Below are 24,307 nucleotides of genomic sequence, written 5' to 3'. Positions count from 1 at the left end.
GGGCGCCATGAAATCCCGTATACCGAATCTCTGTTATTTCCCTCACGGTCGAACCCCCCGAAATTCAAGGGCTCTTTGCATAATATTGTTCCGGACACGACTTGAGGGGAGCGGTGCGCGTGCGACGGGATTTCGAAGAGCCTGTCAGACCCCGTTCCGACCAGGTCATCGGTCGGGAGGAGCTGCTCGGACGAGCGCGCGGCCAGCTCTCCCGAGGGGGCAGCCTCCTCTTGCACGGTCCGCCCGGAATAGGAAAGTCGACCGTCCTGCGGGCAATCACTGCGGAATACGCCGAATCAGCCCGGACTGTGTTGCGTTGCTCCGCCACCGAGTCCGAATCGCATCTCCCGTTCCTGGCCCTGGTCGATCTGCTCGGTCTGGTCGCCGACGAGGTCGCGGACGCGCTGCCCGCCCCGCAGCAGGCCGCGCTCGAAGCGGCCCTCACCGGGCGCGCGGAATCGTCCCTGCACCAGGACGGCCTGGCGCTGCGGCTCGCCGTCCTCTCGGTGCTGCGCGCCCTGGCGGCCAAGGGGCCCGTCCTCCTCGTCGCCGACGATCTGCAGTGGCTGGACGCGCCCAGCGCCGAACTGCTCGCGTTCGCCGCCCGGCGCCTCGGCGGTATGCCGGTGCGGATGCTCGGCGCGGTGCGTACCGGCACGGAACCCAAAGAGCAGGAGCATGACCCGTATCTACGCGCGTATCCGCCGGAGGCCCTGGCCCTGCGACTCCCCCCGCTGTCCCGGCCGCAGGTCTCCGAGCTGCTGACAACCCGCGGATACGGCGGTCTGCGCCGTTCGACCCTGCGGGACATCCACCACACCAGCGGCGGCAACCCCCTGTTCGCGCTGGAGCTGGGCCGCGCGCTGGCCGAGAGCCCGACACCGCCGCGGCCCGGTGAGCCGCTGCCCGTGCCGACCTCGCTGCGCGCCCTCGTACTCAGCCGTCTGGAGCTGCTGTCCGCGGAGGCCCGGCAGACGCTCCTGGTGGCGAGCGCGGGAGCCCGCCCCACCCAGTCGCTGCTGGAGTCCGCGGGCCGTCCGGACGCGGAGGCGGAGATCGCTCTGGCCGCCTCCCTCGGACTGGTGGCGGCCCCGGGTCCGGACGGTCACGGCCCGGACGGCCAGGAGGGGGCCGTGCGGTTCGCGCACCCCCTCGTCTCGGCCGCGCTGTACGCCCAGGCGACGCCCCAGGACCGACGGGCCGCCCATGCCGCGCTGTCGACGGCCGCCTCCGAGCCGATCGAGCGGGCCCGGCATCTGGCGCTGGCCACCACCGGCACCGACGAGCAGGTCGCCGAACGGCTCTCCGAGGCGGCGGCCCTGGCCCGGGACCGCGGCGCGCCCTCGGTGGCGGCCCAGCTCGGGCTGCTCGCCGCCCGGCACACCCCGGCCGACAGCCGGGTCGGCGCGGACGAGCGGCGGCTGCGGTCCGCCGAGGACGCGCTGACCTCCGGCGAGATCGACCTGGCCCGCGAGGTGGCCCGCGACGTCCTGGAACGGGCGGCGGACCCGGCCGTCCGGGTACGCGCCTGGATGGTCGTGATCGACTCGGCCGGGCAGGCGATGGCCGATGTCGAGTCGGTGTTCCCGCAGGCCCTCGCGGACGCGGGCGAGGATCCGCGGCTGCTGGCGCTGGTCCGCTACCAACTGGCGTGGCGGGCCCTCCTTGTGGAGGGCGCGATGGAGAAGGGCCGCGAGGAGGCCGCCCGCGCGGCGCTGCTCGCCGCCACCGCGGGCGACCGGAGCACCGAGCTGATGGCCCTGTCCTTCCAGGCCCAGATGGAGACCCTGATGGGGCACCCCGCGGCCCCGGTGACCCTGGAGAAGGCCCTCGCGGAACCGCAGGACCTGCGGGTGGCGTGCGACCACAACGGCGCGGGCGCCACCCGCTTCCGCTGGCTGATGATGAGCGACCAGCTCACCGACGCCCAGGTCACGATCACCCGGCTGCTCGGCGAGGTGCGCCGGCGCGGCATCGTCGAGAGCGAGGTGCACTTCCTGCGCGGGCTCGCGGAGACCGAACTGCGGTCCGGGCACTGCGGCCGGGCGCTCGACCTCGCCCACGAGAGTCTGCGGCTCGGCCGGGACACCGGGATCGGCGAGGCCGCGGGCAACATGTTCACCTCGCTCGCCGAGGCCGCGGGCGGCGATGTGCACCGGGCGCTGGTACTGGCCGGGGACGCGGTACGGCGGGCCGAGGACGACGGCGACCTCATCTACCTCTCGCGAGCCCTGGGCGCGCTCGGGCACGCCCAGCTGGTGGCCGGGGACGCGGCCGGCACGGTCCGCTCGCTGCGCCGGGCACGGGAGTCGGAGCAGCGGCTCGGCATCTCCGACCCGGCGCGGGGCCGCTGGCACGGCGACCTCGCCGAGGCGCTGGTCCTCGTGGGCGAGCCGGTGGAGGCGCAGGACGTCATCACCGCCACGCGCGAGCACGCGGTACGGCTGCGACGGGCGAGTGTGCTGGCCGTACTGGACCGGGCCGAGGCCCTGGTGAAGGCCGCGACCGGGCAACACGAGGCGGCGGCCCAGCAGTTGACGTCGGCGCAGGACCGGCTGGCGCAGCTCGGCCATGGGCTCGAAGAGGCCCGGGCCGCCTTCGCGCTGGCCCGGCTGCGCGCGGAGCAGTCGGGGCGGGGCTCGTACGACGAGGCGGCGCGGCTGTTCCGGCGCTGCCGGGCGATGCCGTGGCTGCGCCAGCTGGACGCGGTCGCCGCGGCCGACGCCGCCCTCGTCTCTCCGGGCGCCTCTGCCGGCGCCTCCTCCGGCATCTCCGCTCCGACGGCTCCCGAATCGGTGCTGCCGCATCTCGACCGGCTGGCCTCGACGGAACGTCAGGTCGCGGCGCTGGTCCTGGAGGGTGCCACGAACCGGGAGATCGCCGCGCGCCTGTTCATCAGCGTGAAGACGGTCGAGGCCACGCTCACCCGCGTCTACCGAAAACTCGGGATCCGCTCCCGGGTGGACATCGTGCGCTTGGCGGCGGGCCAGCACCGGGCGGAGTAAAGATTGCGCCGTTCCCCGCGCCCCTTTTCAGGGGCGCGGGGAACGGCGCAATCTTTTAGGGGCGCGGGGAACTGCGCGACCAGCCCCCACCGGCCCGCAGCCGACACGCATCGTCCGGCAGGGCCCCGCAGCGCCCGGCAGGGCCAACGTGACCGAGGGTTATCCCTCGGTAACCACCCGAGGGAGTTCCCTCATTGGGCACACCCCCACCCCCCTCCTAGCGTGGACCCCACCCCGCAGGCCGTCGCACCGCACCACCCCACAGTGCACCCCCCCCCCACCGGCACTCCTGAGGAGATCCATGTTCGGGCTCACCTTTGCCAAGAAGGCCGCCGCCGTCACCGCGGCCGTCGCCGCCGCCGCGACCACCTGTCTTCTCGGCGCGACCACCGCAAGTGCCGCCCCCGCCCCCATCGTCGGCGGTACGACGACCACGGCAGCCGCGTACCCGTACGTCATGCAGATCACCACCGCCTCGCAGAGCCAGTTCTGCGGCGGCACCCTGGTGTCGGCCACCAAGGTCGTCACCGCGGCCCACTGCATGGTCGGCGAGACGCCGAGCGGCATCCGCGTGGTCGGCGGCCGTACCTACCGCAACGGCACCAACGGCACCGTCGCCCAGGTCAGCAAGATATGGATCAACCCCAGCTACACGGACGCCGAGGAGGGTGACGACGTCGCCGTCCTGACCCTGTCGACGTCGATGCCGTACACGCCGATCAGCTACGTCTCCGCCTCCGAGACCAGCCTGTACACGGCCGGCACCACGGCCCGCATCCTCGGCTGGGGCACCACCAGTTCGGGCGGCTCCTCCTCCAACCAGCTGCGCACGGCCACGGTCCCGACCGTGTCCAACTCGACCTGCTCCTCGGCGTACGGCTCGTCGTACATCTCCTCCGACATGGTCTGCGCGGGCTACACCTCCGGCGGCGTGGACACCTGCCAGGGCGACAGCGGCGGCCCGCTCGTCATCGGCGGCAAGCTCGCCGGGATCACCTCGTGGGGCTACGGCTGCGCGGACGCCGGCTACCCGGGCGTCTACACCCGCCTGACGACGTTCTCCAGCCTGGTGACGGCGCAGGTCAACTCCTAGCGGAGAGATCCGCCCCGAGTACTCCCTGAGGCAACTCAGGTAGAGCGAGGAGGCGTTGCGGGCCTCCACGAGCGGCCCGCAACGCCCCCTTTCCACGTTGTCCGGCACCTCTCCTGGACACCCGGCCATCAGCCTCGTACAACGGTCCCGAACCGAATGTCGTACGAGGCCGAGGCCGAGGCCAATGGCGACGGCGAGACCGAGGGCGAGAGCGATGAAGACGGCGACGGCGATCCGCTCAGCGCACCCAGCATCCGTCCCGCCTCCTCCGTCACCTCGGCGCGTTGTTGTTTCGTGAGCGTGCCGAAGGGCTCGACGGTGACCACGGGCCGGCCGCCGGTCTCCTCCAGCCGCCACACGCCCGCCAGGAACCCGTCGACGAGCAGGGTCGGGTAGGCCTGATTGCCCCGCCAGGTACGGCCCTTGTAGTCGGCGGACACGACTCGGGAGCGGTCGGCGTGCGAGAGGAGCAGGTTGTCGAACTCGGGCAGCAGACGCGCGAGGGCCGGCGTGTCGGCGTCCGGGCGGGGCGCGTCCGGCAGGTCGAAGAGCTCGACACCGTGCTCGTCGGTGAAGGTGACCAGCTGGGGCCGCAGCCGTTCGAAGGCCTCGCGGAGCCGGGTCAGACCGGCCCAGGTCTGCATGTCCTTGACTGAGGCGGGCCCGAACGCGGCGAGGTAGCGCAGGACGGTGGCGTCGGGCGCGGGAGCCGGCGCGGACGGCCTGCCCAGCCAGTGCTCGGCGGTGGTGAGCGCGACCTGGCCGCTGCGGCCCCACAGTCCGCGCGGGGTGACCTGGACGAGCGGCAGCCGACAGCGGGCGGCGATGGCGAGGGCCGCCGGATCGGCGTCCGGCCACTCGGCGAGCAACTCCTCCCTCAGTTGCTTCATCGTGCGCGGCCCGGCCTCGACCAGCTCCCGGCTGATCGCGGCGAGCCGGTCGAGGTCCACTCCGGCGAGCCCCTTGCGGAAGCCGTACAACTCCCTTTCGCGGGCGGCCTGTACGAGCGGGCGCAGCGTCAGGCAGTCGTCCGCGGTGTGGGTGTGGATGGTGGACCGCAGGGTGACGATGCGGACGACCTCCCGCGCCTCCATGGCCGTCGAGAGCTCCTGCGGGGCGAAGCCCTCCAGGCGGGCGGCGAGCGCGTGATACGGGGGCTTCACGTTCTGCGCCTGGAGGCCGACGAGGTGTTCGACGGCGTCCTTCGCGGACAGGGTGGCCCGGCGCAGGAGCAACTGCCGGGCGAGGGTCGCACGGTTCAGCTCGCGGACGCTCAGCACGGGAGCGGTCGAGGTCTTCGTCATGTCCGGCACGCTACCGGGCCGTGCGGACACCCCCTGTCCGCGAGCGGGCCGAGCCGCTTCGGCCATGCGACCCGTATATCCTGCACGTGATCGACAGGACGGTCGGCGAAACGGCTGCCCAGGCAGCCGCCCAGGCAGCCGACACGACAGACGACACGACAGACGACAGCCGGACGAGAAGCGAGACGTACGAACAAGCGTGCGACACGTGTGACACGGAGGCAGCCGCGATGCCGGAGCGCCGAGCCCGCCCCGTACCCGCCACCAGGGGCAACCGGAAGCCGATATGGCGACGCGCCGTGGCCCCGACGGCCGAAGCCCCTCCGGGCCCTCCGGCGCCCGGCCCCGCCGCGGCCGACGCGAAGACAGACGCCGTGGAGCCCGGCAGCGTCGTACAGGCGGCGCTCTACCGCGACGGTGTGCGCGTCGCGACCCCCGCCTCCCTCGCGGACACCTTCCGTGAGCTGCGCGAGCAGCCGGACGGCATGGCGTGGATAGGGCTTGCCCGTCCCACGGAGGAGGAGATCCTGTCCCTGGCGGCCGAGTTCGACCTTCATCCGCTCGCCGTCGAGGACGCGATGGAGGCCCATCAGCGGCCGAAGCTCGAACGGTACGGCGACACGCTCTTCGTCGTCCTGCGCGCGGCCCGCTACCTCGACGCGTCCGAGGAGGTCGACTTCGGCGAACTGCACGTGTTCCTCGGCCCCGACTTCCTCATCACGGTCCGGCACGGCGCCGCTCCCGACCTCTCCGCCGTGCGACGCCGTATGGAGGAGACCCCGGAACTCCTGAGCCTCGGCCCCGAGGCGGTGCTCTACGCCATCCTCGACGCGGTCGTGGACGGTTACGCGCCGGTCGTCTCCGGTGTCCAGAACGACATCGACGAGATCGAGACCGAGGTCTTCGGCGGGGACCCCTGGGTCTCGCGCCGCATCTACGAACTCTCCCGCGAGATGGTCGAGTTCCAGCGCGCCACCCGCCCCCTGGTCGGCATGCTGCACGGCCTGATGGCGGGCTTCGCCAAGTACGGCACCGACGACGAACTCCAGCGCTACCTCCGCGACGTCGCCGACCACGTAACTCACACCAGCGAGCGCGTGGACGGCTTCCGCCAGGCCCTCACGGACATCCTCACGGTCAACGCCACCCTGGTCACCCAGCAACAGAACGCGGAGATGCGGGCGTTGGCGGAAGCGGGCTTCGAACAGAACGAGGAAATCAAGAAGATCTCGTCCTGGGCGGCCATCCTCTTCGCCCCGACCCTCGTCGGAACGGTCTACGGCATGAACTTCGAGCACATGCCGGAGTTGCACTGGGTGTTCGGATACCCCCTCTCGATCGCCCTGATGGCCATCGTCTGCACCAGCCTGTATGTCATCTTCAAGCGGCGCGATTGGCTCTGAGCACTTCGCGCGGCCCAGGCAGGGCAGCACACCTCTCTCGCCGGTGGGGAGGCCTCGTCCGTCACTGCCGGCGTCCGGCACCGGTGCGGGGGCAGCCGGGCGCGTCCCCAAGGGCAGCCGGCCTGCCCCGCCGCTTGCTGACTCGGCACCCGCGTTGCGTCTAACGTCCGAGAGTGAGCCTATGGACTTCTCTGGAACCCGCCTCCGCGACCGTGGACCCGGGTGGCAGTACGACGGTGCGGCTGCGTCTGCGTAACACCGGTGATGTGGTGGACGAGTACCGCTTCGAGGCGGTCGGTCCGCTCGCGCCGTGGGCGAGGGTGGAGCCGCAGGTGCTGCGGCTGTATCCCGGGACGACGGGTTCGGTGGACATCGCGTTCGCGCCGCCGCGTACGCCGGATGCGACGGCGGGTCCCAATGCGTACGCGGTCCGGATCACGCCGACCGAGCACCCCGAGGCCACCACGGTCCCCGAGGGGAACCTGACCATCACCCCGTTCACGGAGGTGCGGGCGGAGTTGGTGCCGCCGACGGTGAAGGGGCGTTTCCGGGGTCGTCCGAAGCTGGCGGTGGACAACCTGGGCAACACGAAGCTGACGGCGTCGGTGAGCGGCAGCGACAACGGTGACCAGTTGTCGTACGACATCCATCCGTCGAACGTGCAGATCGAGCCGGGCCGTGCGGCGTTCGTGAAGACGACGCTGAAGCCGCGACAGATCATCTGGTTCGGATCGAAGGAGTCCCGCCCGTACACGCTGGCCGTGCAGCGGTCGGGCGTCGAGCCGCTGGACGTCGAAGGCACCTACGTCCAGCGGGGATTCCTCCCGCGCTGGCTCGCCACCTTCCTCGGCATCTTCATGGCCCTCGCCATCACCTTCGTCATGCTGTGGATCGCCTACAAGCCACAGGTACGCAGCGCCGCCACGGAGAAACTCCAGGAAGCCGGCATCAGCACCCTGGCACCCTCCCCCTCACCGACCCCCGAAGCGCCCAAGGCCCCGTCCTCCATCCCCACGACACCCCCGGCCGCGACCGAGACGCAGAAGGCGGGCGGAGCCGGGGCAGGCGCAGGGGCAGGGGGCGGTGGTTCCGAGGACAAGGAGACCAAGGCCCCGGAGAAGACGGCGGCGACCGCCGTCCAGAAACTCGCCGCGCAGGACCCGACCGGACGGCACATCTGCTATCGGGCCTACGTGTCCGGCCAGGGCTGGACCGACGCCGTGTGCGACGGCGAGACGGCCGGCACCGTGGGCGAGGAGACGCCGCTCAAGGCCGTCAACATCGCCGTGTCCGGAACCAAGGGCACCAGCAGCGCCGCCTTCGTCCACAACCCCGGCTCCACCAACGGTGAGGGACACTTCCCCGACCCGTGGTCGGGTGCTGCCGACGGTATCGACAACTACGTCGGCAGCACCAAGAAGGACGCGCCGGACATGCTGGGGTTCACCATCAACGTCGGGGGCGGCAGCAGCAGCGTCTGCCAGACCGCCCACGTCCACAACGACGCCTGGCTCGGCCTGGAATGCGACGCCCCCGAGTCCGGGTACGACTTCACCTACGCCGGGACCCACAACAACGACCTCTGGCTCGAAGCGATCAAGCTCACGGTGTGAGCCTCACGGAGGGGGCGACGGCAGCGGTTGCCGGCGCCCCCTTCGTCAGCTTCGTCAGCTTCGTCAGGCAGCCAGGGGTACGGCTGCGGTCACGGGTACCGCTGCGGTCGCGGGTGCGGTGGTGAGTGGGTCGGTTTCGGCGAGCAGGTCCATGAGGGTGGCCCGGGCGCGGGCCACCCGGGAACGGACCGTTCCCACGGGGCAGTCGCTGAGCGCGGCCGCCTCCGCATAGGGCAACCCCATCATCTGCGTGAGAACGAACGCCTCACGGCGCTCGTCCGGCAGCGCGGCCAGCAGGTCGAGGAGCACGACCCCGTCGTCGAAGCCGGGCAGGCCGCGCGGCTGGGCCCGTTCGATCGCCAGCCGCCAGTCCGGTACGTCGGACAGGCGCGGCCGGGCGGCGGCGTACCGGAGGCTGTCGACCACGGCACGGCGCGCGATGGCCAGCAGCCATGTACGGGCCGAGCAGCGGCCCTCGAACCTGTGCAGGCTGCCGAGCGCCCGCAGGAACGTGTCCTGGGCCAGGTCGTCGGCGGCCTGCGGATCGGCGGAGAGGTACGCGACATAGCGCACGACGTCACGGTGCAGGGCACGCACGAAACGCTCGACGGCGTCCGGGTCGCCGCCCCGGGCGGCCAGCGCCCAGGCGGTTATCGACTCGTCGACGGATGCCGCCGTCTCACCACCCGTGCCGCTTCTATCGCTCCTGTCGCTTCCGATGCCTGCGTCGCTTCTGATGTTCGCGTTGCTTCTGCTGCTCGCGTCGCCGCTATTGCTTCCGTCGTGTGAGACGGGCGGGGCAGGAGTGATCACAAGGTGTCCTTCTCGGGTCATCCGTGATCCGGACCGATGGCGCGGTCGCACGGCGCGCTCGCACGTCGGTCCGGCGAGGGGGGTACGGCCGTACACGGAGGTACGGCCGACGCCCGAGGCGCGCGTGGCGGCGCCTCGGGGATCCGGCTGTCTCAACAGGCAGCGGACCCCGCGGGCGGACCCCGAGAAGTGATGGCGTGGACGAGAAGGAGGCGCCACGGCGAACGGTCGGAGGAACCGCGGCGGACGCGAAAACGCGGGCGGTGCGGGGGCGTGGGCAGCGCGAGCAGCAGCCGCAGGGGTGCGACCAGGCGCCCGGCCACCGCGCGCAGGATGCGGAAGGCGGCGCGTTCGCCGTACGCCAGCCACAGACCGCACAGCAGCGCGGCCAACAGGTGGGCGGCGAGCATGCCGAGCGAGGACGTTCCGTCCATGGCGTGCGCCGACTGACTCATGGCATCCGAGCCCATGTGGCCGGCGCCCACGTGCTCGGCACCCATGTGTCCCGCACTCATGTGCTCCGCGGCGGTGTGGCCGGCACCCATGTGTCCTGCACCCATGTGTCCGGAACCCATGGAGGACATGGACCCCATGTCCATGGCATCCATGGTCTTCGTGGCGCCCAGGGAAGACATGTGCGCCGCACCCATCCCCCGGCCGGAGGCCACCGGCCCCGCCGCCGAAGCCACCGACGCCGCGAGCGAGAACGACCAGTGGAGCAGGCCCTGGGTGACGACCACCACCGACACGATCAGGGGGAGTCCGCGCTCCCGGCCGGCCAGGCACCAGCCCGCGCCGCCCGTCGCCACGGTCCCGGCGGCCATCGTCCACCAGGCCACCGGGGAGCCGGACATCAGCACGTGGCCGAGGGCGGCGAGCAGCACACAGACGACCGCGAACACCGCGGCCCGTACCGTGCGAACACCCCACCCAGCAGTCATGACGGGCCTCATCCTCGCATTCGTCGCGCGTGCGTCGTGGTGAGGTACGGGAATTGCCCCCGTCCCACCCTCAACACGCGACGCGTGATCCAGAACACATGCCGGGCCCGGAACTTCACCCGGGTCCGAACCGACGTCCGCGCGGACTCCCCCTCAGGCGCGGACTGTCCCTCAGGCGCGAACCGCCACCCGCGACTCGGGGCGCCCGCAGGCACGCGGGCCGACGACAGCCGCGTAGCCGCCGGGTCGCCGCCGGGACGACCGCGAACAGCGGGGCGCCGGGCAGTCCGACCAGGGCCAGGGCCAGATCCGCCCAGAGCAGCAGGACACCGGCCGATGAGTCGTCCGTGACGGGGTTGCCGGTTGGGGTGCGGGATCTGCTGAACGTCTGAGACGGCGTCAGGAGTCCTGGCCGGCCGCGTTCCCCGATCTCCAGACCAACGTGACGGCGAGGTGCCCCTCCGACTCCGACCTCGCGATGACAGCACCCACCGAGGCGTTGAGCCGGACGCCCAGCTCCACCGTGATCTCGTCCGGCCGTTGGGCCATGGCTCTCAGCCGCCGTACGGCCGAGCCCGCGATCGCGGTGATGCTGTCGAGGCCGCTGTCGAGTGTCGCCGCGGCGTCGGCGATACCGTCCGCCCCGCGCGCCACAGGAATGATCGCCGGTTCGTCGTCGTCCGTCTCGACGATCACTTCCACGCCGTCCTCGGTGGTGAATCGCGTCAGCTCCACGACGGCTCTCCCCCTTGGCCCGCCCATTCCCCCCAGCGACCGTACCGGTCGTCCATCCTGTGGGAAAAGGCCACAACAAGCGTATCCAGCTGACAGAAATAACAACCTAAATTTTCGTTATGTACCGACTTCGTCCCACTAGCGGACAGGCGTTTCCAGTATCGGCCGAGTGTGGCGCTACCCTGGCCGACCAGACACCGTCCGCGTCGGTTGGACCGACCGCGGGCGGCGCTGCTCCTTGACGTGTCAGGCCGGGTTCGCCGGGCCGCCCCCAGCGTAGAAAGTATCCGCCGTGCCCCGTACCCGCGACAGCCGAGGTTGCTGAAATGCCGGACCACGACCGTGTGTTCCCCTCCAGGCTGCTCGATCTGTCTCCGCTGTCCTTCGCCGAGCTCGCCGAGAGTGACGACCCGGCACTTCGCCAGGCGCTGCGCGCCGTGGGCGAGTCGGTGAGTGATGCGTTCGGCCCCTTGCTGGGCGACAGCCAGAGCGAAGAGATGTCCGCATACGCCCGCCGTCAGGTGTCCTCGGAGGTAAGTCCGCAGCCATGACCGGCGCGAGCCCTCTCAGGGTGTACGACGTCTCCACGTCCTTACTCCGGGCCATCGCGTCGGGGACCCCGGGCGCGGCGGGGCTGGAGCGGCTGGAATCCGCGGAGCGAAGCATGCGGATGCTGCTCCTGCGTTCACTGCTCGACCGCGTGGAGCAGCTGCCGCCCGAGGCATTCGGGGCCCTGGCCCCGCCCTCGGCGGCCTGGACGATGGCGGTCGAGGCCCAGCGGCGGTCCCCGAGCGCGGTGGCGTCAACGGTCGCGGATCCGTTCGTCAGGACGTGGGCCACCCGCTTGCTGCGTCGCCTGGGGGACGAACTCGCCTCCGAGCCCGCCGACAAGGACACCCGGGACACGAGCGAGCCGCCTCTGTGGGTGGAGATCGGACAGTTCCACTGTCTGGCCGCCGCCCTCACCGTCCGCGCGGGCAGCGGCCCGGCGACGCTCCGGCTGCCGACCACGAGAGGCCACGTCTGGCTGCCGTCGCTGGGGGTGGCGGGTCCGGTGGACGATGATCCCTGGGGTGTCGCCGAAGTCCATGTGTCGGGCGACGGCATCGTGGTGCACGGCGCGGATGCCACAGCCGAGATGACCTTGCGCGGCACAGGTCCGGTCGCGCGATGGCAGCCCGTCCTCGACATGCGGGCTGCGTCGACCGCCGCCGGCCCGCTGCGCCTGGACGCCGTGACCCCCTATCGCGACTTCGGTTCGGTACTCCTGCCCGCGGCTTCCGTGGCAGGGGCGTCCCACATCTGGCGGACGCGGCTGGCCGACGCCACGGCTCTCCTGGAGCGCTCGCATCCCCAGACGCACCGGGCGTTCACCACCCTCGTCACCTGTGTCGTTCCACTGCCGACCCCTTCCACCGACCCGACGGCCGTGGCCAGCGCTTCGAGCCAGGACGCTTTCGGAGCGGTGGCCCTGTCCCTGCCGCCCGATCGCGCGCAGGCCGCCGCCGCACTCGCCCACGAGTCACGGCATCAGCAGCTGAACGCTCTGCTAGCCCTGGTGCCCCTGGTCTCGGACCCGGTCCCGGACCACGACGGACGGCTCGACGAACCCGTGTTCTTCGCCCCCTGGCGCAGTGACCCGCGACCCGCCCTCGGGCTTCTCCACGGCACCTTCGCCTTCGCGGGTGTTGCCGACTTCTGGCGTACCCACCGATGGGAGGCCGCCGACGAACGAGAGGCGGCGCTCGCCCACTTCGAGTTCGCCGTGCTCAGGGAACAGGTCGGGGAGGCGGCTCGTACGCTCGCCTCCACCGGTCGGCTGACCTCCCCGGGCGAGACCTTCGTGTCGGCCCTGGCCGATGTGGTGGACGGCTGGCAGGACGAGGAGGTGCCCGATCTGCCGGCCGGACTGGCCCGACGCGTCTGCACCGGACGGCGGGCGATGTGGCGGCTGCGGCATCTCGCCCCGGACGGCGTCACCGATCGGCTGCTGGCCGACGCCTGGCGAGCCGGGAAGGCGTATGCGGGCCCGGTCCGTCTGCTGCCGCGCCCCCGGCCGGAGTTGGTGCGGCCGGACTCGCGCGGAGCGCTCTCCCGGCTCTTCCTCAGCCGCCCCGAGGTGTTCGCCGAGGACCGCGTGGCCGCCCGTGGCGAGACCGCCGCGTTCATGTCGGTGATCGCCGGTGAATCCGCCGGGGCCGAGCGGTGGTTCCGCGACCGGATCGCCCGACGCCCCGAGGACTCCGAGGCGTGGGTCGGCTGGGCCGCCACGTGGGAGGAGCACGAGCGGCCCCCGGCGGCCCGTCTCCTGCTGGAGCGGCCCGAACTGGTGGTGGGCCTCCGTCGGGCCCTGAGCGGATCCGGCACCGACCGACCTGATCCGCTGGCCCTGGCCGGATGGCTCGCGGAGAGCGGAACACTGCTCGGAGAAGGCTCCTCCGGCGTACCGGACCACGGCTGACCGGACCACCGCTGATCGGACCGTGGCTGATCGGACCGCGGCCCGGAAACGGTACTCGGTCGGGTGCGGGCAGCCGGTGTTCGGTAGGCGCGCCCGTCCTTCTCGTGCCGCCCGCTACAGGGCGACGAGGTCGATGTCGATGTTGGCCCGGATGCCGCGCTTGGCGTCGCGGGTCGCCGGGTGGTCCGCGCCCAGTTGCTTGCGGTACCTCTCCAGCGTCTTGACGTGCAGTTCGCGGCCGGCCGTGGTGTCGCCCGTGGCCTTGAGATCCGCGGCGTGGTTCAACTGCACGGCGAGGGAGGCCGGATGGTCGGGTCCGTAGACGCGGGAGGCCTCCGGGACCGCGTCCCGGTCGATCCGTTCGGCTCTCGTGGAGTTGCCCAGGGCGAACAGGTCGCTGGCGAGGTTCATCCGGGCCAGCAGCGTACGCGGATGATCGGGGCTCAGAACGGCACTGAGGCCGTCCAGTGCCTTCTGGTCCAGTTCCAGCGCCTGCTCCACCTCTCCCAGCAGCCGCAGCGTGACCGCGAGGTTGAGGAACGTCGCAAAGGTGTGCGGATGCTGCTCCCCGAACTTCCTGATGTGCCGATCCATCACGTCGGTGCCCAGCGCGCGGGCCGCCTGCAGCTGTCCGACCTGGCGGAGATCGGTGGCATGGACCAGATTGACCCGCAGCGCGTCACGGTTGTCGGGGGACAGACGGCGCTCGGCGATCTCCCTCAGCTGTGAGGTCAACTGGTACGCGCCCTCGTGGTCCCCTGCCTTGCGCCGGGTCGCCGAGAGTTCCGCGCTGATCATCACGGTCAGCGGGTGCTCGTCCCCCAGCTGGTCCCGGGCCCGGGCCGCCAGGTGTTCGTGACCCTCCAGGCAGTCCGCGTAACGTCCGAGTTCCTGCAGGTCGAGGTAGTACGCGCTGAGCGTGCCGAGCGAGTAGACGTGGTCCTCCCCGATGACCTCCACCCGTCGTCGCCAGGTCTCCTCGTCGAGCTGGAGCGCTGCCTGGACGTCGCCCGCCAGCCGCAGGCTCACCGCGTAGTTGTGGGCCGCCTGGAGGGTGTTGGGTTCATCGGGCCCGAAGACCCGCAGGGACGTGCTGTAGGTCCTCTCGTCGAGCTCGCGGGCACCGTAGAAGTCACCCCGCAGCCGCAGGTGGATCCCCAGCAGGCTCAAGGCGAGCTGGGTGTCCTCGTGGTGTTCGCCGTGGACCCGGGTGAAGCGGTCCACCAGGTCCTTCTGCAGGTCGTAGGAGTCGGTGTACCGGCCCCGGCAGCGCAGTGCCTCCGCACGGACCTGGTCGGCGGCGAGCACGTCGGCGTGCTCCTGTCCCAGCCTGTCGGTCCAGCACGACCTGGCCTTCTCGGCGAAGCTCTGGGCCCCGCTGAAGTCGCCCCGGGCGACCAGGAAACGTAATTCGTTGAGCACCAGTCGCCGGGTCCACGGGTCACCGCATTCGACCGCGTTCGACACCTGCACATGGGGCAGCAGATCGGAGTACCTGGACCAGTGCGGAATGCGCTGCGGGTTCCTGGGATCCGCGTGCACGAGGAGTTGGTGCGCGGCATGACGCATGCTCTTCTGCTCGTCGGGGCTCATCTGGTCGACCAGGACGCGCTGGACGAGCCGGTGCAGTTGGATCGTGCTCTGCCGGTGGTCTATGCGGGCCAGGGCGTACCGGCCGATCTCCCGTACCGCCCTGGCCAGCTTCACCGGGTCCTCCAGCGTGGCCTGCAGATCCTCCGGTACCGACACCCCGCGAACGGCCGAGAACAGGTCCCAGGAAATGGGTTCGGGGGCGAAAAATGCGCATACCTGGAGCAGGTTGAGAGCGTCCAGGTGGTCTTCCTGGAGGCGCTCCAGCGAGACGTTCCAGGCCGCGGCGACCGGCATCTCGTAGTCGGGGGGCGGGTCCGACCGGAGGAGTTCGGTCCACTTCCGCTCGAAGAGTTCGAGGTACTGGTGAGCCGGCATCCCGGTCTCGGCGAGCCAGACCGCCGCCTGTTCGACCGCGAGGGGCAGATCCCCGAGCGCGGTGGCCAGCTGATCGGCCGGCACATCCGGGATGTCGGGGCTGCGACGCCTGAGGAGGGCGATGCTCTCCTCCCGGGCGAACACGTTGACCTCAAGAGAACTGGCGAGGCTGGACCACTGGGCGTTGCGGGAGGTGACCAGGATGCGGCCGGGCCCGTCCGTCGGGAAGTACCGGCGGATCTCGCGTGGATTCTCCGCGTTGTCGAAGACCAGGATCCAGTTCCGGTAGGGAACACCGGTGCGTAGCGCTTCCAGTACGGTACGGACCGCGCTGACGTCGGAGCCCGCCTTGAGGCCCATGCGGTCGCCCAGCTCGATCAGGGACTGGATGACCTGGTTGTGCTGTTCCGCGGGGATCCACCACACGAGCGAGTAGTCGCGGCTGTGGCGGTACAGGTACTCGACCGCTATCTGGGACTTGCCCACTCCCCCCATGCCGTGCAGCGCTTCGGGCAGCACGGCGGCGATGCCGGTCCTCAGCCGCTCCGCGAGCAGCTCCAGCAGGTCCTCCCTGCCGGTGAAGTTGCGGTTGCGCTGGGGCACGTTGCCCCACAGGCGGGAGGCGTCCTGCGGGGGGCGCCGACCGGTGGAGGGAGACTGGCCGAGGGTCACGTTGCCTCCTGTTGAGGGGATCCCGGGTGCTTCGGGCGACCGGGGTGCCGGTTGCCGCGAGGGGCCGGGCCGGTTCCGCACGGCGGAAGTCTCCTCCGCCGGCCGCGGCGTGGCCTGCGGTGCGTCGTCGGGGGCCGACAGGTACGGGCCCCGGGTTTCGGGTGCCGGCCGGCTCAGCAGGCTCCCCACCTCGTCGGCGCGGGCCAGGAACGGCCCGGACAGTGCGGTGAGAGCGGAGTGCAGGGAAGGCAGGAACCGACGCGTCTGCTGGGTCAGCGGTGGCGTGCCGGCGTGGGTGTCGGAGGCGACCAGGGCCGCTCCGCCGTCCCACCGGGCGTCCAGGCCGGGGCCCACGTGCTGTTCGACCTGCCGCAGTACCGCCAGGGTTTCGGCGCGGCTGCCCAGTGCCAGGAGTTCCTCCCGGGTGCCGGGGACGAAGTCGAAGCAGACCTGGTACGGGTCCTCCGCGTCCGTGGCCGAGTCGATCCGGTGGATCAGCCCGGCGAGCATGATCTCGGACAGGTTCCACGGCTGGGCCGAGGAGACGGTCCGCTGGACCATGCGCATGACGGGCAGGTTCAGCGGGGCCGCGGCCAGCCGGCGGGCCAGTGTGAACGCCGTGGGGGACGCGGCGGAGCGGAACCGGGCCACGCTCTCCTGGGCCGAGTCCTCGGCCGCGGCGGGCGTGGCCGGTGCGTCGTCCGGTGCGTCGTCCTGGGGAGGCTGGGCCAGCAGATCCCCGTCGGCCGTGGTCAGCAGTACCGCGAGATCGTGTCTGCGGTCGCCGCCCGTGGCGGCCACGAGGTCGGCCCACCGGCCGAGCGGACCGGCCCTCAGCTCCACCACGGGCACCGGCACGACCGATCCGTTCGCACCGGTCGGCGGGAGGGAGGAGGCCGCCGGGCCGCGGTCCAGGTCGTGGGGCGGCAGCAGCGTCTCCACCCGGTAGGCGACGTTGGGCGCCCCTCTGGTGGGCACGCGCAGGCCTGCCCGGGTGGTACTCGGCAGGGTCAGTTCCCACAGGTGCTGGGGCAGCAGATGGATGACCGCCGTCGGACCGGTCCGGGCCCACTCGTGCAGTTGGGCTGCCGCCTGCCCGGTGCGCCACGCGGGGCTCGCGGCGTCGGTGAGTACGAGCAGCAGTCGGTTCGGGCCGGTCGACGGCAACGAGGCGGCGGTGCCGACCGCCCGGGACGCCGTCCGAACGATCCGGAAGGCCGCCGTGTGCTCCAGCATCTTCCGGATCCGGAGCGCCGAGTCCTGCCACAGGGCCATGGTGGGGCCCTCGTCGGCCACCAGCAGCAGTTCCAGGAGGGGTTCCGGCTCCGAGCGCGTCTGCGGCAGCCACAGTCCGTCGGTGGCGGCCCGTTCGGCGGTCGCCTCCTCGTCCAGTTTCACGGCGTAGGGCGAGGAGACCCACAACTGGAGCGGTCGCAGGGCTCGTTCCAGGCCGAGCGAGTTCGCCAGACTGAGAGAGACGTCGGCGCGGGGGCTCTCCCCGCCTCCCGCACGGGTTCCCCTGGCGGCCGAGAGTGCCGTCAGGGACACCTCCACCCGCCGGCGTGCGGCACTCGCGGGTCCCTGCCCGGCGGCCACGTCCTGGTTCGGTGCGGTGGGCGGCCCCGGCAGCGGGGGCAGGTCCCGCTCCGACGGAGGGGCCTGGTCCTCCGCGCCGGCCGGCCCGGAATCCGCTTCCGTGGCGTCCTCGCGGCAGGCGGCCAGATAGAGCGCGTCCGCGATCTCCCACCAGTAGGGCCTGTCGGTCATGGCGTACCCGCTTCGGGAAGTTCACCGTCCAGCCGGTGCCAGAGCGCGTCGACCAGGCCGTCGAGCGAACAGCCGTCCAGGGCGTGCAGGCTGAGGTATGCGGAGTTCAGCAACTGGTCCGCGGCCAGCCCTCCGCGCTCGCGGCTGCGCCGGACGAACTGCTCCAGCAGGCCGAGGGAGTCGACGCCCCGCGTCTCCTCGTCCATGAAGTGCGCGGCCACCATGTCGGCGAGCCGTTCGTGGTCGGGCTCGGGCATATGGAGCCGGAGGCACCGCCGCAGGAAGGCGGGAGGAAACTCCCTCTCGCCGTTGCTCGTCACGACGACGACGGGGAACGCCCGGCATCTGACGAGTCCCTCCGCGATCGTGACACTGCCGTCGGGATCGTCCGTCAGCACCACGGTACGTGGATGGCGCCGGCGCAGCCGCACCAGCTCGGGGATGGCGAACCTGCCCTCCTCGAAAACGCTCAGGAGGTCGTTGGCCAGATCGAGGTCGCTCTTGTCGATCTCGTCGATCAGCAGCACCCTGGGAGCGGCGTAGGGCAGTAACGCGGTTCCCAGCGGGCCCAGTTGAAGGTAGTCCCCGACCTCGGCACCAACCGCCCCGTCCGTCTCCGCCACCGGCTCCCCCGCCAGGGTTCCGGACCCTGCCCGCGCGGCTGCGGCATCCTGCACCCTGCCGATCGCGTCGTACTCGTACAGGCCCGAGCGGAGCGTGCTGCGGCTCGTGATGTGCCAGCGCAGCACCCGGCCCAGACCCAGTTCACGGCTGATGCGGTAGGCCAGGGCCGACTTGCCCGTCCCCGGCCTTCCCGTCACCAGGAGCGGCCGTCGCAGATAGAGCGCGGCGTTCACCATGTCGGCCTCGTGCCGCAGTTGCTCGGACATCGCACCCACCGGGTGGACCCGGCCCAGCCGGCGGAGCACCTCCTCCTCGTCCTCCGGTGGGGCAGGTGTCTCCGGCCCGCCCGTGAACATCCGCCACTGGGGCGGTGGCGGCAGCCGCCGTAACAGCGTCCCCTCCCCCAGCGGCTCCCCCGTGCCCTGGTAGATCCACCAGGCGGGCGGGCCGGTGCCGGCCGCCGACCCGGCAGCCGCACGAGCGGGCGGCGACGCGGGCCCGGGTGGATCGGTGCCGGTGCGCGAAGGGGGAAGCGTCCCTCCGTCGCCGGTCGCGGTCTCGCTCTCCGGTCGCATTACGACTCCCCTCGGTCCGCCTCGGGAGTGGCCGTGCTCCTCGGATCCTCGGGGAGCCGGTAGGGGTCGTCCCAGAGCAGCGCCAAATGGCGACCGATCAGTGACGAGGCCCTCTCAGAGTCGTCGTCCCGGGCCAGGATGCGCAACTCCCTGACGGCGTCCGGCAGATCCGTGGCACCTCTTCGCGCCAGCAGATCGGCGAGATCCCGCCGGAAGACGGGATCGTGTCCCTCCCTGCGGTCCCAGACCACCACCGGCACACCTACGCGCAGACACTCTCCGAGCTCGTCGAACTCCGTCTCCTGCTCCCCGCGGCGACAGGGCGGGGAGCTGAGCACGACGAGGGCGGGCAGCGGATCCATCAGCAACCGCGCTCGGCCGTCCTCCGGAAACCAGTGTGCCCGCCCCTCCTCCCCCCGGGCGAGGTGATCCCATCGCTTCGCCCATCGTCCGTGGGTGTCCAGGCGCTCCATCCGGTCCAGACTGCGCAGCAGGACAGGATGGTCCTCGCCGAGCACACCGTTCGCGCCGAGCAGAGGACGCTTGGTCCAGCTCTCGACCGGTAGCTCCAGCAGCTCCCGGGGCAGGAAGAACTCCAGGGCGAGGTCGTCCTTGTAGAAGTACGCCCATCCCGCCTCGGCCTCCTCCACCAGGGCCGTGACCCGCTCGGACAGCCGTCTCAGGTCGATGCGGCGGTCCTCGCCGCGGACCGGGCGGGCAGGGAACGAACCGAGCTGCCACCAGTGCGACAGCAGGCGCTCCTTGTCGTGGTCCGGGTCGGGCAGCGGCTTCACCCGTACCAGCAGACCCGCCCCCGGCCGCCAGACGCGAGGGGCGTCCGCATGGTGGGGCCGGGCCTGTACGGGCGTGACGGGAACGGCGGCCGGTGCGGCGGGCCCGAGCGGGGGAAGCGTGCCGGGCGGGGGCAGCGTGCCGGGCAGGGAAGGCGTGCCGGGCGGGGGAAGCTCTTCTCCCTGTCCGGTGGGTGACTCGCCGGCCGTGGCCGGCGTGCCGTGCGCGGCGGCCCAGGAAGCGAGCCCGGCCGCCTGTGGGCCCTTGACCTGGCGGGCGAGCCGCGCGACGAGTTGCACACAGGGCAGCGGTTCACCCGGCCGGGCGTTGAACGTCGCGGCGTGCAGCACCGCCAGCCAGGGCTCGGCACAGTGCGCGGGCGGCGGCGGCTCGCCGCGGTAGGCCATGACCTCCTGGTAGAGCCAGGGGAGTTCGGGGATCTGCAGCCCGCTCAGGAGGGTCATCAGCTTCGCCCATTCCGCGGACGGGAAGAGGGGCACCTCCGTCACCGCGATCGCGGTGCGCACCCGCTGGGCCGAAAAGGTGTCGCCCTCCACGAGATCGACCGCGCTGCCCAGGGCCTGCCATCCGTTCCGGTGCTCCGACACGGCGGACAGCAGGGTCATGAGATACGTACGGCGGCGCGGGCTTTCGGGAAGGTTCATCCGCACGCCCAGCAACTGCTCCACCACGCCGACGCAGGTCCGTACGGTGCTCATCTCGTCGAATGCGGACAGGCCCTCCAGTGCGTCGAGCAGGATCTTCGACGGAGCCCATGATCCTGTGTCGTCCACTTTCCGTGGAAGTGTGGAACTCATGCACCGTCACCCACGGCCCACAACCGGTCGAGCAGGCTCATGGCGGCCTCGACCGCCACCGACCCGGGATCCAGCAGGACGACCGCTTCCCGCAACGCCGCGCGCCCGTCACGGTGTTGGGTACACGCACGCACGATCTCGGCCACCTGCATATGGGCCCGTGACTGCGACTTGACGTTGTGCCGGATCGCCGGGGGCAGCAGACTCCGCAGGGCGGCGCCGTTGTCCTCGTCGACCTGGGGGATGGCCAGCAGTGCCTTCGCCAGGGCGAACTGCTCCGGGACCGAGGGCACGGACGGCTGCGGCGGTCCCGGTGACACCGGCACGACGGTTCGGGTCCACGCTCCTGCCCCGTCCGAAGAGGCCCCGGCCCCCTCGTACCTCCCGCCCCCGACTCCACTGCCGTCGACCACTCCCCTGACGTCCGGCCCCACGTCGAAGTGCGGGTACAGGGCGGCCCATTGGTCCGCCGCGGCGTCCAGAGGCAGCATCCACGCGACCCGGGCCCCGCCACGGCTGAACGCGGCGGTGACCAGGCCCACCATGCGCTCCGACCGCGGGTCCCACACTCCCGCGCCGCTGAAGCCCTGCTCGACACCGACTCCTGAATCCGCGACGACGTCCAGCTGCCGCCACACGGGACACGGCCCGCCCGCTCCGACCAGCCGCGCCGACACCCAGAGCCCGTGGGGCGCCTGTTTCGGATACCCGAACACCCTGAGCGTTCGGCCGTCGGAAGCCGGGCAGCGTCCGGGCACCGCGGTCCGCGTGCCGTGCGGAAAGGGACGGCTCAGAGTCAGTACGGCGAAATCCGTGCGGAAGGCCGGATTCGTACGGTCCTCGCCGGCGAGGGGTCCGACGAACCAGCCGCCCTCGGTCACCTCGGCCGTCTCGGACACACCGGGCCTCCCGGACTCGGCCGGCCGTTCCACGAGGACGCGCCCGCGCGGCACGTCCGCCCGCAAGGCCTCGGAGGGGCCTCCCACGAGCGCGGTGGTCACGACGTGCGCACACGTCACAGCGGTTGTTCCGGTCAGCAGCAGCCCGCCCCCATGGACGACACCGTCCGGCGAACGGACCCTCAGTCGCCCCGCAGTGGCCGCGTCCAGCTCGCCCACAGCGCCCCCTCCCCCGGACCTCAACGATCACTGATGCTCCGAACACCGAGTTCCTAGGAAAGGGATACCCAACTCATCGGACGGCGACCACCGTGCGGCTCTCACCCCGGTATCCAAGGCGAGTGCATACGATCACCGCGTGACTCTCTTTCATGTGCGACGGGACACCTCCCTGAGCGCCGACGAGGCGTGGCGGCGGCTCACTCTGTGGGAGCGGCATGCCGATGTGGTGCCGTTGACGCGGGTCCGGGTCGTCACGCTGCCGCCGCGTGGGGCGGGCACGGTCTTCGTGGCGCGTACCGGGGTGGGGCCGGTGGCGTTCGACGATCGTATGGAGGTCGTCGTCTGGCGACCGCCCCTGGATCGTACGCCCGGGCTGTGCCGGCTCGTCAAACGCGGCGGCCTCGTCGTCGGGTGGGCCGAGATCGAGGTACGGCCGACGCCGGGCGGCGGCTCGCAGGTGCTGTGGCGGGAGGAGTTGGGGGTGCGAGGGCTGCCGCGCGTCTTCGACCCCGTGCTGGGGCGGGCGGGCCGCTGGATGTTCGGACGGGCGGTGGACGGGCTGCTGTCGCGCCCCTGAGGGCTGAGGGGGCCGTCTGTGGGGCTCCCGCGAGGTGCCACGGCGAAAGTCTGTGGAACGAGCCCGCTCGGAGTTGCGAGACTGGGACCCATGAACGACATGGGGCGGTTCCGTCAGGCAGTCGTCCGGTGGGCGGCCGGCGGCGCGGGGGCGGCGGAAGCGGCCGCGAGCGCGCGGGAGGCGGCGGCCGGCGCCGGGCTGCGTACGGTCGTGCTCGTCGAGGGAGGCAGCGACCAGGTCGCCGTCGAGGCGCTGGCCGCCCGGCACGGCCGGGACCTCGACGAGGAGGGGATCTCGGTGGTGCCGCTCGGGGGCGCGATGAGCGTCGGGAGGTTCGTGGACCTGTGCGGGCCCCAGGGGCTCGACGTCCGGCTCGCCGGTCTGTGCGACGTGGCCGAGGAGAGGTTCTTCCGGCGCGCGCTTGAGCGGGCGGGGATCGGTTCCGACCTGACGACCGACGGGCTGGAGTCCCTCGGGTTCTATCTCTGCCGCGCGGACCTGGAGGACGAACTGATCCGTTCCCTTGGCGCCGACGCCATCCAGCAAGTGGTCGAGGAACAGGGCGAATTGCGCGCCTTCCGCACCCTCCAGAACCAGCCCGCTCAGCGGGGGTGGACCGTGGAGCAGCACCTCCACCGCTTCATGGGCACCCACGCCGGCCGCAAGGCCCAGTACGCGCAGGAACTCATCGCGAGCCTGGACCTCGACCGGACCCCGCCTCCGCTGGAACGACTGCTCGCCCACGTCTGATCGCCCACGTCTGACACGCCCTGTCGGCCGGGGTGTCAGGCCACCGCCCCGACCCGCCGCATCGGGGACTGCGACCGCGACACGTCGTGGTGGATCGGCGTGTGCGCCCCGGTGAGCGACACCCCGCTCCCGCCCCGCCGGTTCGCGACGATCTCCGCGGCGATGGACAGGGCGGTCTCCTCGGGCGTACGGGCGCCGAGGTCGAGGCCGATGGGTGACCGCAGCCGGGCCAACTCCCGCTCCGTCACGCCCACTTCGCGCAACCGTTCGTTGCGGTCGAGATGGGTGCGGCGGGAGCCCATCGCTCCCACGTACGCGACCGGCAGCCGCAGCGCGAGCCCGAGGAGCGGTACGTCGAACTTGGCGTCGTGGGTCAGGGCGCACAGGACCGTACGGGCGTCGACCTCCGTGCGCTCCAGGTAGGTGTGCGGCCATTCGACGACGATCTCGTCCGCCTCCGGGAAGCGTGCGGCCGTCGCGAAGACGGGGCGCGCGTCGCAGACCGTCACGCGGTAGCCGAGGAACTTGCCGACGCGGACCAGGGCCGAGGCAAAGTCGATCGCCCCGAAGACGATCATCCGGGGTGGCGGGACCGAGGACTCGACCAGCACGGTGAGCGGTGCTCCGCAGCGGGAGCCCCGCTCGCCGATCTCCAGGGTGCCGGTGCGGCCCGCGTCCAGGAGGGCCCGCGCCTCCTGCGCCACCGTGCGGTCCAGTTCGGGGTGCGCGCCGAAGCCGCCTTCGTACGGGCCGTCGGGGCGTACGAGGAGGGCGCGGCCCCGTAGTTCCGCCGGGCCGGAGACGACGCGTGCGAGCGCCGCCGCCTTTCCGTCGGCGGCTGCGGAGACCGCCGACGTGAACACCTCGCGGAGCGGCGAGGAGGCGTGCACCGGGGTCACCAGGATGTCGATGACGCCGCCGCACGTCAGGCCCACCGCGAAGGCGTCCTCGTCGCTGTACCCGAAGCGTTCGAGGGCCGACTCCCCGTCCTCCAAGGCCTGTTGGCACAGGTCGTAGACCGCTCCCTCCACGCAGCCGCCGGAGACCGAGCCGATCGCCGTGCCGGCGGCGTCCACGGCGAGGGCGGCGCCGGGGTGCCTCGGCGCGCTTCCGCCGACGGCCACGACGGTGGCCACGGCGAAGTCGCGCCCTTCCAGGGCCCACCGGTGCAGCTCTTCGGCGATGTCCAGCATTCTCGGTCTCCTTTTCCCTGCGTGTTTTTCTGCGGGTGCGTTGTGGTCGGGCGCGCAGTTCCCCGCGCCCCTTACGGGGCGC

At 71.8% G+C, this 24,307-nt stretch carries 17 protein-coding genes; 8 read left to right on the top strand and 9 right to left on the bottom strand.

The genetic code is table 11. The features are described 5' to 3' along the window. Positions 1–119 precede the first annotated feature (119 nt). Together ACH4DZ_RS19790 and ACH4DZ_RS19785 are read left to right on the top strand one after the other, a co-directional pair. Positions 120–3,005 carry an AAA family ATPase gene (locus tag ACH4DZ_RS19790; RefSeq protein ID WP_398288479.1) on the top strand — a complete coding sequence of 962 codons (2,886 nt, stop codon included), beginning with the start codon at positions 120–122 and terminating at the stop codon, positions 3,003–3,005. A 301-nt stretch (positions 3,006–3,306) separates the two neighbouring features. Then, positions 3,307–4,098, top strand: coding sequence for a S1 family serine peptidase (locus ACH4DZ_RS19785; protein ID WP_398288477.1), 792 nt, complete (start codon positions 3,307–3,309; stop codon positions 4,096–4,098). A 128-nt stretch (positions 4,099–4,226) separates the two neighbouring features. Here ACH4DZ_RS19785 and ACH4DZ_RS19780 read toward each other — a convergent pair whose 3' ends face one another. Beyond that, positions 4,227–5,402, bottom strand: a complete 1,176-nt coding sequence (locus ACH4DZ_RS19780) for a winged helix DNA-binding domain-containing protein (protein ID WP_398288476.1) — start codon at positions 5,400–5,402, stop codon at positions 4,227–4,229. 230 nt (positions 5,403–5,632) lie between these two features. Here ACH4DZ_RS19780 and ACH4DZ_RS19775 point away from each other — a divergent pair, with 230 nt between their 5' ends. Beyond that, complete coding sequence (locus ACH4DZ_RS19775; protein ID WP_398288475.1) at positions 5,633–6,805, top strand: magnesium and cobalt transport protein CorA; 1,173 nt, start codon at positions 5,633–5,635, stop codon at positions 6,803–6,805. A gap of 173 nt (positions 6,806–6,978) precedes the next feature. Then, positions 6,979–8,418, top strand: a complete 1,440-nt coding sequence (locus ACH4DZ_RS19770; RefSeq protein ID WP_398288474.1) for a hydrolase — start codon at positions 6,979–6,981, stop codon at positions 8,416–8,418. 63 nt (positions 8,419–8,481) lie between these two features. Here the strand turns inward: ACH4DZ_RS19770 and ACH4DZ_RS19765 are convergent, their stop codons facing one another. From ACH4DZ_RS19765 to ACH4DZ_RS19755, 3 genes are all read right to left on the bottom strand, one after another. Next, positions 8,482–9,231 (bottom strand): sigma-70 family RNA polymerase sigma factor, encoded by a 750-nt coding sequence (locus ACH4DZ_RS19765; protein WP_398288473.1) that lies wholly within the window; start codon positions 9,229–9,231, stop codon positions 8,482–8,484. Positions 9,232–9,383: 152 nt separating this feature from the next. Beyond that, on the bottom strand, positions 9,384–10,172 hold the full coding sequence (locus tag ACH4DZ_RS19760) for a hypothetical protein (RefSeq protein WP_398288472.1): 789 nt from the start codon (positions 10,170–10,172) through the stop codon (positions 9,384–9,386). A 399-nt stretch (positions 10,173–10,571) separates the two neighbouring features. After that, positions 10,572–10,907, bottom strand: coding sequence for a CU044_2847 family protein (locus ACH4DZ_RS19755; RefSeq protein WP_398288470.1), 336 nt, complete (start codon positions 10,905–10,907; stop codon positions 10,572–10,574). Positions 10,908–11,233: 326 nt separating this feature from the next. Here ACH4DZ_RS19755 and ACH4DZ_RS19750 point away from each other — a divergent pair, with 326 nt between their 5' ends. Both ACH4DZ_RS19750 and ACH4DZ_RS19745 read left to right on the top strand, forming a co-directional pair. Beyond that, complete coding sequence (locus tag ACH4DZ_RS19750) at positions 11,234–11,458, top strand: hypothetical protein (protein ID WP_398288469.1); 225 nt, start codon at positions 11,234–11,236, stop codon at positions 11,456–11,458. Then, positions 11,455–13,368: an aKG-HExxH-type peptide beta-hydroxylase gene (locus ACH4DZ_RS19745; RefSeq protein ID WP_398288468.1), complete on the top strand. Its 1,914-nt coding sequence runs from the start codon at positions 11,455–11,457 to the stop codon at positions 13,366–13,368. The genes ACH4DZ_RS19750 and ACH4DZ_RS19745 overlap by 4 nt, the downstream gene beginning before the upstream one ends. A gap of 114 nt (positions 13,369–13,482) precedes the next feature. Here ACH4DZ_RS19745 and fxsT read toward each other — a convergent pair whose 3' ends face one another. From fxsT to ACH4DZ_RS19725, 4 genes are read right to left on the bottom strand one after another with little or no spacing between them, the layout of a single operon-like run. Continuing rightward, a complete protein-coding gene (gene fxsT, locus ACH4DZ_RS19740) occupies positions 13,483–17,775 on the bottom strand; it encodes an FxSxx-COOH system tetratricopeptide repeat protein (protein ID WP_398288467.1) in 4,293 nt (1,430 codons plus the stop codon). Then, positions 17,772–18,974: an AAA family ATPase gene (locus tag ACH4DZ_RS19735; protein WP_398288466.1), complete on the bottom strand. Its 1,203-nt coding sequence runs from the start codon at positions 18,972–18,974 to the stop codon at positions 17,772–17,774. The genes fxsT and ACH4DZ_RS19735 overlap by 4 nt, the downstream gene beginning before the upstream one ends. Continuing rightward, positions 18,974–20,560, bottom strand: a complete 1,587-nt coding sequence (locus ACH4DZ_RS19730) for a hypothetical protein (RefSeq protein WP_398288465.1) — start codon at positions 20,558–20,560, stop codon at positions 18,974–18,976. Before ACH4DZ_RS19730 ends, ACH4DZ_RS19735 begins: the two co-directional genes overlap by 1 nt. A gap of 20 nt (positions 20,561–20,580) precedes the next feature. Next, entirely contained in the window at positions 20,581–21,702 is a 1,122-nt protein-coding gene (locus ACH4DZ_RS19725; protein ID WP_398288464.1) for a trypsin-like peptidase domain-containing protein, read from the bottom strand. Positions 21,703–21,841: 139 nt separating this feature from the next. Here ACH4DZ_RS19725 and ACH4DZ_RS19720 point away from each other — a divergent pair, with 139 nt between their 5' ends. Beyond that, on the top strand, positions 21,842–22,282 hold the full coding sequence (locus ACH4DZ_RS19720) for an SRPBCC family protein (RefSeq protein WP_398288462.1): 441 nt from the start codon (positions 21,842–21,844) through the stop codon (positions 22,280–22,282). A 90-nt stretch (positions 22,283–22,372) separates the two neighbouring features. Further along, positions 22,373–23,032, top strand: coding sequence for a TOPRIM nucleotidyl transferase/hydrolase domain-containing protein (locus tag ACH4DZ_RS19715; RefSeq protein ID WP_398288460.1), 660 nt, complete (start codon positions 22,373–22,375; stop codon positions 23,030–23,032). Positions 23,033–23,067: 35 nt separating this feature from the next. On the opposite strand, the gene ACH4DZ_RS19710 is transcribed toward ACH4DZ_RS19715, so the two are convergent. Then, positions 23,068–24,225, bottom strand: coding sequence for an XdhC family protein (locus ACH4DZ_RS19710; protein WP_398288459.1), 1,158 nt, complete (start codon positions 24,223–24,225; stop codon positions 23,068–23,070). Positions 24,226–24,307 lie beyond the last annotated feature (82 nt).

It is taken from the genome of Streptomyces sp. NPDC017991, assembly GCF_044328075.1.
Lineage (GTDB): Bacteria > Actinomycetota > Actinomycetes > Streptomycetales > Streptomycetaceae > Streptomyces.
This window is presented reverse-complemented; position numbering and strand designations above follow the sequence as displayed.